Consider the following 7,762-nt stretch of genomic DNA (forward strand, 5'->3'; position numbering starts at 1 on the left):
TAGACGACGCTTGGCACCGCGGCCATGAGGTCGACGATGGTGACGAGGCCGTTCTTGATCTTGGCCGGCGCGTACTCGCTGATGTAGAGGGCAGTACCGAGCGCGAGCGGCAGCGCGAACGCAATGGCGGTCAGGGCGATGAAGAAGGTGCCGGCGAGAACCGCTGCGATGCCGAACTTTCCGGAGTTTGGATCCCAGCTCTGCTCGGTGAGGAACGAAGGCCCGGCTACCTGCAGCGCCGTGAACCCTTGGTAGGCGAGAAACAGTCCCACAAGCGACATGACGGTGACCACGATGGTGCCGCCGCCGCGCGCGATCCAGCGGAACGCGGCATCCGGTCGGTCGATCTTCGACGACAGCTTGCGCGGTTTGTCCTGCGGGATCGGCAGTGCCTCGGTTGCTGGTTCGATGGTTGCCGGCTCGGCGACCTCGAGCAGCCGGGTTCCAGGCTCATCGCTGGCGGCCAAGGTCGCCTCCCATCAGCGCCGGCAGGTTGAGTCGCGCCCCGGTGTGCAGGGTCGCCGCCACCACGGCTTTGCGTGCAATCTCGATCGAGTGGCGGCGATCTCGGTCGGTGACGTACCAGCGTGCGCAGGTCATCACCGGCACGCCATCGACCGTCGCAAACCACCCGTACACCCCGCGACCAGACTCGCTCACCTGCTCGATGACAGAATCGGCGCTCGAATCAACCACGTACTGAGCGCCGACGGTGGCGGCCTCGAACGTGCCGTAGACATCCACGCTCCTGGCGAGCTCGCGGTTATTCGCCGACACCAGTTGCCACACGACGCGGCTATCACCGACGACAGGCACGGTGGCGCGAGCGGTGCGGCCGACCACCCGCGAAACGTGAGCCAGCCACGGGGTTAGCTTCGGGCTTTCGGCACTCTGAAAGCGCACGAAAACTATGCGAGGTCCAACAGCCATCGTCAGGCCACTTTCTACTCAAGGCCGCGCTTTGGCTTCGGGTAGCCAGGCAATCGAATTCAAATAAGCAGCACTAAACGCGTCGGGTCAGGTGCGCATACGACAGCACCTTTTTAGGTGAACAATGGATGTATCGGGGTACCGCTCGGGGTACACTTCGGCTCCGCCCGGTGACCGGGACTTCGGTGGCTCTCTCGGATCGCCTGAGGGCGAACATCGGCGGCTATTTTATCGAATATGTATTCGAATGTGTGCTAGAATCGAGTATGTTGAGCAGCGAGGCAATCACCCGTCAGGTGGATGTCGTTGCCCACGATTTGGCGGCGTTGATCGAGCTGCTTCACGGGGACTCATCCGACACTGTGGGGCCTGTTTCTGATGTCGTAGCAGCGGTGGAGTCGATGGGTCGGCTTGCAGATTGTGCCCGAGTTCGCGTCCTGGCGCCGCTGGTGAATGACCCGATGCTGGGCGAACATCTCGGGTACCCGTCTGCGACTGCTGCGTTGGCATCACTCGCACACATCTCGGAACGCTCCGCTCGCGCCCGACTCACTATCGCTGGCGCCGTAAGCGCAGGCCGAACAATCACCGGTGCCGCTCTTCCTGCCACCTGCCCGGCAGTGAGCGCGGCGCTTGATGCCGGTGGGCTTGGCCTGGATGCTGCCACTCTCATCACGACAGAGCTGGCCTCCATAGCCGGGCGGGCGCCCGCCGATGTGCTCGATATCGCCGAGACCGTGATGGTGGGTCTCGCAACCGGCCTCACCCCCAACGGACAAGCCAAGGCCGCCGCCGTATCGGTCGACTTTCTCGCCGGCGAAATCCGACAGGTCACGGCCGCTGCAGACCCTGACGGTGCCCGCCCCCGCGAAGAGCGAGCAATACGTCGCCGTGAATTCCGCCTGGGAACTGCGGATGACGACGGCCTCATCCCTGCCAGCGGCAGGCTGCTGCCCGAGATCGGGGTGCTTCTGGCCGGGTTGCTGGAAGCGCATCGCCGCTCCCCGAGGTTCGTCGACCACAGTGTCCTGAATGCCGACGATCTCGGCCTCTCGACAGACCCACGCACTCCCGGACAGCGTCGCCACGATGCCCTCGGCGAGATTCTGATCGCCGCGTCCGCCGCCGACGGGGCACCACGCCTCGACGGCCAGGCAGTCACCGTCCTCGTGACCGTCACCGCTGCTGACCTCGCGAACGACGCTGGCCTCGAGTCTGACGGCATCGGCACCATGGCTGGCTCACCCTTCCCCGTGTCTCGCTGCACCGTCGAGCGCTTCATCGACGCGGGTGGCTACCGCGCCGTCACTACCGACGAGAACGGCGCCGTCACCGCCATCAGCTCACCACAGCGCTGCTTCACCCCGATGCAAAGACTCGGAATGGTCGCCCGCGACGGGGCCGGATGCTCAACCCCCGGATGCACAAGCCCCCACTACACGCTGCAGGCACACCACGTCATCCCCGACCGGGATGGCGGCCCCACCGCGCTCGATAACGGACTGCTGCTGTGTTTCTGGCATCACCAACAGGTCGACACAGGGCCGTGGGAGTACCGCATGGTCGCAGGCCTCCCGCAGGTTCGCGGGCCAGGCATTCCCGACTGGACGCGAACACGCACGCCACTAGCACGAATCGCGTGACCAAGGCGGCACCCGAGAGGTCACGCCTGCGCCAGCAGCGCAAAACGGAGATCAGGGGCTGCCGAGGACATACTGCCTACTCAGGAGCTCATCCGGCTTCGACAAAAAGCTATCGGGTTTCCGAAACCAAACCCAGTGCTATTCAATTCGCACTCATATGCACAGTGAATCTCGGCGTCTTAAAGCCCGGAAGATCAGCAGGAGCAGTGTTAGTCGAAATCTGGAGTCGATGACACGTGCGATGCGGTGGGCTTAGGTCTAAGAGTTTTCGCGATCGTGGCTTCGATCTTCTCTCGTGACTGGTTGGCTATGACACGCGATATGCAGATGAGATGGAATGTCGCGAAGCGCAGCAGAGAACCACACCCTTGCACGAGGGCCCCGCAGGTACACGCCGATGCCTGCCGCGCCAGGGACTAGCGGCCCGCGCAGCTCGTTACGGCTCGGTGTCGGTCAGCGCGTCGAGGGTGGCCATGTCATCGTCGGTGATGTCGAAATCAACATCGGCGTTTTCCGTCATCCGCGACGCGCTCGTCGTCTTCGGCAGCGGCAGGATGCCGTTCTGCAGTACGTAACGGATGCAGAGCTGCGCCACCGACCGATCGTATTTCGCGGCGATCGCCGTCACATCCTCGTGGTCGAGAATTGCGCCGGTGGCCAGCGGGGAGTATCCCTCGACCAGGATGTTGTGCTCCGCGCAAAATTCCACAACGTCGTTCTGGGTATGGCCGACGAAGTAACGGATCTGGTTGGCGTGCGGGGCAACTGTGGCTGACGCCAGGAGCGACTGCAAGTCATCTACCTCAAAGTTGGAGACGCCGATCGCGCGGGATCCGCCGGCTCCGAAAATTTCCTCGAGAGCCCGCCAGGCCTGCCTATTCCCCTCGCGATGGTCGCTGCCCATGTCAGACCAGGGCCACGGCGCGTGGATCAGATACAGGTCGACATAGTCGAGATCGAGAGCGGCCATCGACACATCGAAACTCGCCTTGGCGCCGTCGTAGTCCTTGACTTCGGCGGGCAGCTTTGTGGTGATGAACAGTTCGTCGCGGGCGATTCCGCTGTCGCGCACCGCCCGGCCCACACTCGCCTCGTTGCCATAGACCCGCGCGGTGTCGATGTGACGATATCCAGCTTTCAGCGCAGCCGCGGTCGCGTCGTAGGCCCCGGCTCCGTCCGGGATCTGCCAGGTGCCAAAGCCGATCTTCGGGATGGTGTTGCCGTTATCGAGGGTGAACGTGTCAGTCAGTGCGGCCATGATGATTTCCTCACATTGCGAGACTCGGAACTAGAGACCTTCCACCGATTGTAGACAGGCAAATTTTCCTGGCATCCCCCCTTGCGCTCGCGCCCCATCAGTCTGACTCGACGAGGGGATCATCGAGGTTAGACAGACGATTGACGAGAGCTGCGAATAGGTCTACTGCACGTCAAACTGTCAGCAAACCGTGCTGCAGACCATAGCGACTTCGCCGGGGCGAGCTTGTATGGCCACGCTACTCCCCAGCTGAATTCCGGGAACAGTCCAGGAAACAAGAGTGTTTAGAGCGATGTCATCATGAATAGGTGTCACATTGCGTGACTATGCCGTCGGGTCAGAACGCCGTGAATTCATGGGGACGTATGTGAAACTTGTCCCGTTTTCCGAAGATCTCTGCGACTGCAGTGCCAACCTCGACGTGCTGCCTAAACGAGCCTTGAGCTATCGAAACCCGATCCGCGTAGTTTCCAGAGCCCCTCCCGGCTCCGCCTCCAGGACTCGAACCTAGACCTAACAGCTCCAAAGGCTGTCGTGCTGCCATTACACCAAGGCGGACCGCACTCTCGTGCCCCCATAGTCTGCCAGACCGAGCATCACCCGATCGTCATCCGCCGCCTGGACTGCTGTCGTTAACTTTGAGGCGACAACGCGTTAATCGCGCCCCCTATGCTGCGCATCATGAGAACGCACACCCTCCTAGCCGCCGCCGCACCGCTGCTTCTGTTGCTGGCCGGCTGCACTGCCACACCCGCGGCGCCGCCCGAGGGCGAGACCTACGTTTCTGCTCCTGAGACTCCGGATGCCGCACCCGCCGCCGAAGCGCCCGGCGCCGTCGAGGCCGACACGACCCTCATCGTCAAGACCATCGCGACGGCCCCGAACGGTGCGCAACTGGCGCTCGAGATGCGCGTGCACCAGCCAATCGCCTTCGACGACATCGCCAATCAGACCCTACCGGGAGCCTTCGTCGAGTCGTGCGGTTCCACCTATAACGCCGACCTGTTTGCGGCCGAGGCGTGGAGCTTCGCCCGGGCGAACATCAGCGCGGTGCCGACTGCCGCATCCACTTCGGAATGGCCCTTGGGCAGCCCCATCGGTGTGATGCCGACCCCGGACGGCCTCCCCATCGTGGGGCGAGGGATGCTGCGCGAAGACCCATCCGCTACCACGCCCTGTCTCGACGCCAAGAGTGTCACGGTACCGGGCAATGGCGCGATCGCGTTTGGCATCGGCGACGACAGTGGCACCTTCCGCGGCTGGGTGAGTCACCGCTACGGGTTCAGCGCGGCATCGGGCGTGACCTTCAGCGAGTGCACCTTCGAGCTCACCGCAGTGGGCGGGCAGTTCGGCGGCGGTGAGGGGTGGTCGTCGGTGACCGACGTCAGCGACTGCAGCATCGGCGCGAACTCGTAGCCACCTCGGTTACCAGCAAGACCCGCGGGGGTCGCTAGTGTCCTGCGTCTGATATTCGCTGGTGAGGTTTGACCGCCACGACCGAAACGGCCTTCACCGTTGGTCGGGGGCCATCTTGCGTTCGCCGCCCCGCCTCCCCCGCGGCTTCTGCGCACCTCTGGGACAAGTGCGTACGCGCGCCACACCGCAGTCGCCCCGAAACTGCGCAGATAGCGAGGCGGATGCCGCGACGCCGGGTCGCACCGGCGGTCCATCGGGTGCTCCCAGACCCGTGTGCCCCAGAGCCGCGCAGGCGCCACAACTTCAGCTATAGCGCACGCCCCGAAATGGCGCAGACGACGAACGGATGACGACCTCTCCAACGAACAACCAGTGCGGGTCGCTAGCCGGCCTGGATGATCAGCGGATAACCCGTGCCAACGTCGACCGCAGTGACCTCGGCGCCCGCCGGAATCCTGGTAGAAAACCTGTGCCACCCTGTGCTGTCGAGCGTGACCTGGTTGACCACACCGTCTTCGAGGAGGATGACCTGCACGGCGCCGTTGACGACAACCGCCGACATAACCCCCGCCGCCTCGATGCCCGTGCTCTTCTTGTGCCAGCCGAGTTCATCGGCCCACAACTGCTGCAGCACGCCGCCCTCGATCGCAAAAACCTGCGCAATCCCGCCCGCGTTCACGGCAGAGAGGGCGCCGCTCACGGCGATACCGGTGTTGCTCACCTGCCAGCCCTGCATGCCCCGGTGCACCTGGAACAGCTTGTCGTTCTGGGCGACCATGATCGTGGGCCACAGCCCACCCATATCGAGCGCGGCCATCTCGCCGGTGATCCGGATGCCCGTGGCCATCTTCTGCCAGCCCGACCTGCTCGCCGCGCTCAGGAACAGCTGCCCCTCGTCGACCGACACCACCTGCGGCCACTGCCCACCCATATCGACCGCCACGAGTGACTCACTGCGCGAGGTCAATCCCGTGTCGGCGATGGTCCAGCCGTCAGGCGACCTCGTCGCTGTGATCAGCATGCCGCCATCAGCAAACACCAGCTGGGTGGATGCCGCGACCGCCGTCCCCGTCGCGCTCTCCGCCGCATCCACCGCCCGCATCGTCACCGCACTCATCGCGGTCGGCTGGCGCAGCAGCCCGGTGCTGCGCTCCTGCCAGAGTGGAGCGCCCGGCTCACCGGTCACGGGGAGCCCGGTCGGAGTAGCCGTCGGGGTGGGCGTTTCTGTCGGGCTCGGGGTGGGAGTGCCGGTGGGCGGGGGCAGATCACCCGGTGGTGGTGTGGGGGTGGTGGTCGGAATGGGACCCGATGGCTCGGGTGTCGGTGTGCCGTTCGGGGTCGGCTGAGCCGGTGTTCCCGCCCCCGACTCGATCGCACCCGGATTCGGCACGATGAATGGGTTGCCCGCGGGTTCCCCCGGAAGCGCAAAACTGGGGCGCGGAACCTCCTGGGGCGGGATGCTCGGAGCCACGTCACCCGGCTGAAGCAGCGTCTCGGCCGGCTGTGACACCGTCGCGGCCGGGGGCGCCTCAAACGCGACCTCCCTGATCCACCGCGAGCGATCACCGAAGTGGATGAAGTTCGACACCGTCGAGGCATCCACCGTCCTGAAGGTCAGCGGACCGCCCGCGTTATTGGGGCGCCAGTAGTCTTCCGAGACCAGGATCGTGCCGTTGCCGTTCACCTTCTCGACGTAGGCAACGTGCCCGTACATTCCCACGTTATCGGCGTACGCATCCCACTGCGCCACGGCGCCAATCGCGGGGACGCTATCAACTTTCACGCCATTCGATACCGCAGACCCCGCCCATTCGCCGGCATCCCCCAGCCCGATGTTGGGGCGTGTTACGCCGTTGCTGATCAGCTTCCACGCTACGTAGTTCGTGCAGTTGTGACCGGCGCCCATCCCCCAGTACGAGATCTCGTTGGCCGCGCCCCTGGCCGCCTGCCACAGCCCGCCGTCGCAGGAATCTGACGTGCAGGTGATGATGAGCGATGTCACGATCGCCGTCGGTGCGGCAGCGGCTGGTACAAGTGCGCCCACCATCATGGCGAGAACGGTTGCAGTCGTGACTGCGCCGAGGCGCGTGCCTCTGCCTCTTCTTCGCATACCCACCGTGCCATGCTGCCAGCCCGTCGCGCCGGTCGCTCGGGCGCTTGTAGCGCTCGCGCATCCGTTCGCGAACTCTTGTCCGCAGCATAAGTCGCCGTTTACCTCACGGACCGTCACCGACAACCTGCGCTGCCGGGCAGACGTAGTATCGCGACTCTCCCTGCCCGGCCCCCGCATCCATCCCGCCCGTGCGCCCGATCCCGCCGTACCTCACCCAAATGAAGGAGATTTTGTGGAACACGACGGCACTGGCCCGCGAAAAAGTGCTGGTGGGTGAAATCTCCTTCATTTGGCCGAGGGGACGAGCGGCAGACGAGCGGCAGACGCCCGAGAGGACCGGCCGCGGACGGGGATGCGGGCGGCCGGTCACCCGCAGCAGCGATAATTGACGGATGCCCACCA

General features: G+C 64.5%; 6 protein-coding genes, 1 tRNA gene and 1 pseudogene. 2 read left to right on the forward strand and 6 right to left on the reverse strand.

All coding sequences use genetic code 11. The annotated features are described in order from the left end of the window. Together RMN95_RS09530 and RMN95_RS09535 are read right to left on the reverse strand one after the other, a co-directional pair. A pseudogene (locus RMN95_RS09530) lies at positions 1 to 467 on the reverse strand (phosphate ABC transporter permease subunit PstC); the annotation flags it as partial. Next, complete coding sequence (locus RMN95_RS09535; protein WP_309616685.1) at positions 451 to 930, reverse strand: hypothetical protein; 480 nt, start codon at positions 928 to 930, stop codon at positions 451 to 453. The pseudogene RMN95_RS09530 and the gene RMN95_RS09535, both read right to left, overlap by 17 nt. Positions 931 to 1,196: 266 nt before the next feature. Between RMN95_RS09535 and RMN95_RS09540 the strand changes: the two genes are divergently transcribed. Further along, positions 1,197 to 2,573 (forward strand): DUF222 domain-containing protein, encoded by a 1,377-nt coding sequence (locus RMN95_RS09540; protein WP_309616686.1) that lies wholly within the window; start codon positions 1,197 to 1,199, stop codon positions 2,571 to 2,573. A 436-nt stretch (positions 2,574 to 3,009) separates the two neighbouring features. Here RMN95_RS09540 and RMN95_RS09545 read toward each other — a convergent pair whose 3' ends face one another. Together RMN95_RS09545 and RMN95_RS09550 are read right to left on the reverse strand one after the other, a co-directional pair. Beyond that, positions 3,010 to 3,831 (reverse strand): aldo/keto reductase, encoded by an 822-nt coding sequence (locus tag RMN95_RS09545; RefSeq protein ID WP_309616687.1) that lies wholly within the window; start codon positions 3,829 to 3,831, stop codon positions 3,010 to 3,012. A gap of 486 nt (positions 3,832 to 4,317) precedes the next feature. Continuing rightward, positions 4,318 to 4,389: transfer RNA gene (locus tag RMN95_RS09550), tRNA-Gln, on the reverse strand. 123 nt (positions 4,390 to 4,512) lie between these two features. Between RMN95_RS09550 and RMN95_RS09555 the strand changes: the two genes are divergently transcribed. After that, positions 4,513 to 5,247, forward strand: coding sequence for a hypothetical protein (locus RMN95_RS09555; protein WP_309616688.1), 735 nt, complete (start codon positions 4,513 to 4,515; stop codon positions 5,245 to 5,247). Positions 5,248 to 5,629: 382 nt separating this feature from the next. On the opposite strand, the gene RMN95_RS09560 is transcribed toward RMN95_RS09555, so the two are convergent. Beyond that, the gene (locus RMN95_RS09560; RefSeq protein ID WP_309616689.1) at positions 5,630 to 7,297 is read right to left on the reverse strand and encodes a CHAP domain-containing protein; all 1,668 of its coding nucleotides are present in this window, start codon (positions 7,295 to 7,297) and stop codon (positions 5,630 to 5,632) included. Positions 7,298 to 7,463: 166 nt separating this feature from the next. Then, the coding region (locus RMN95_RS09565) for a hypothetical protein (protein WP_309616690.1) at positions 7,464 to 7,762 on the reverse strand (299 nt) is incomplete at its 5' end.

This window comes from Salinibacterium sp. (assembly GCF_031364185.1).
Lineage (GTDB): Bacteria > Actinomycetota > Actinomycetes > Actinomycetales > Microbacteriaceae > Rhodoglobus.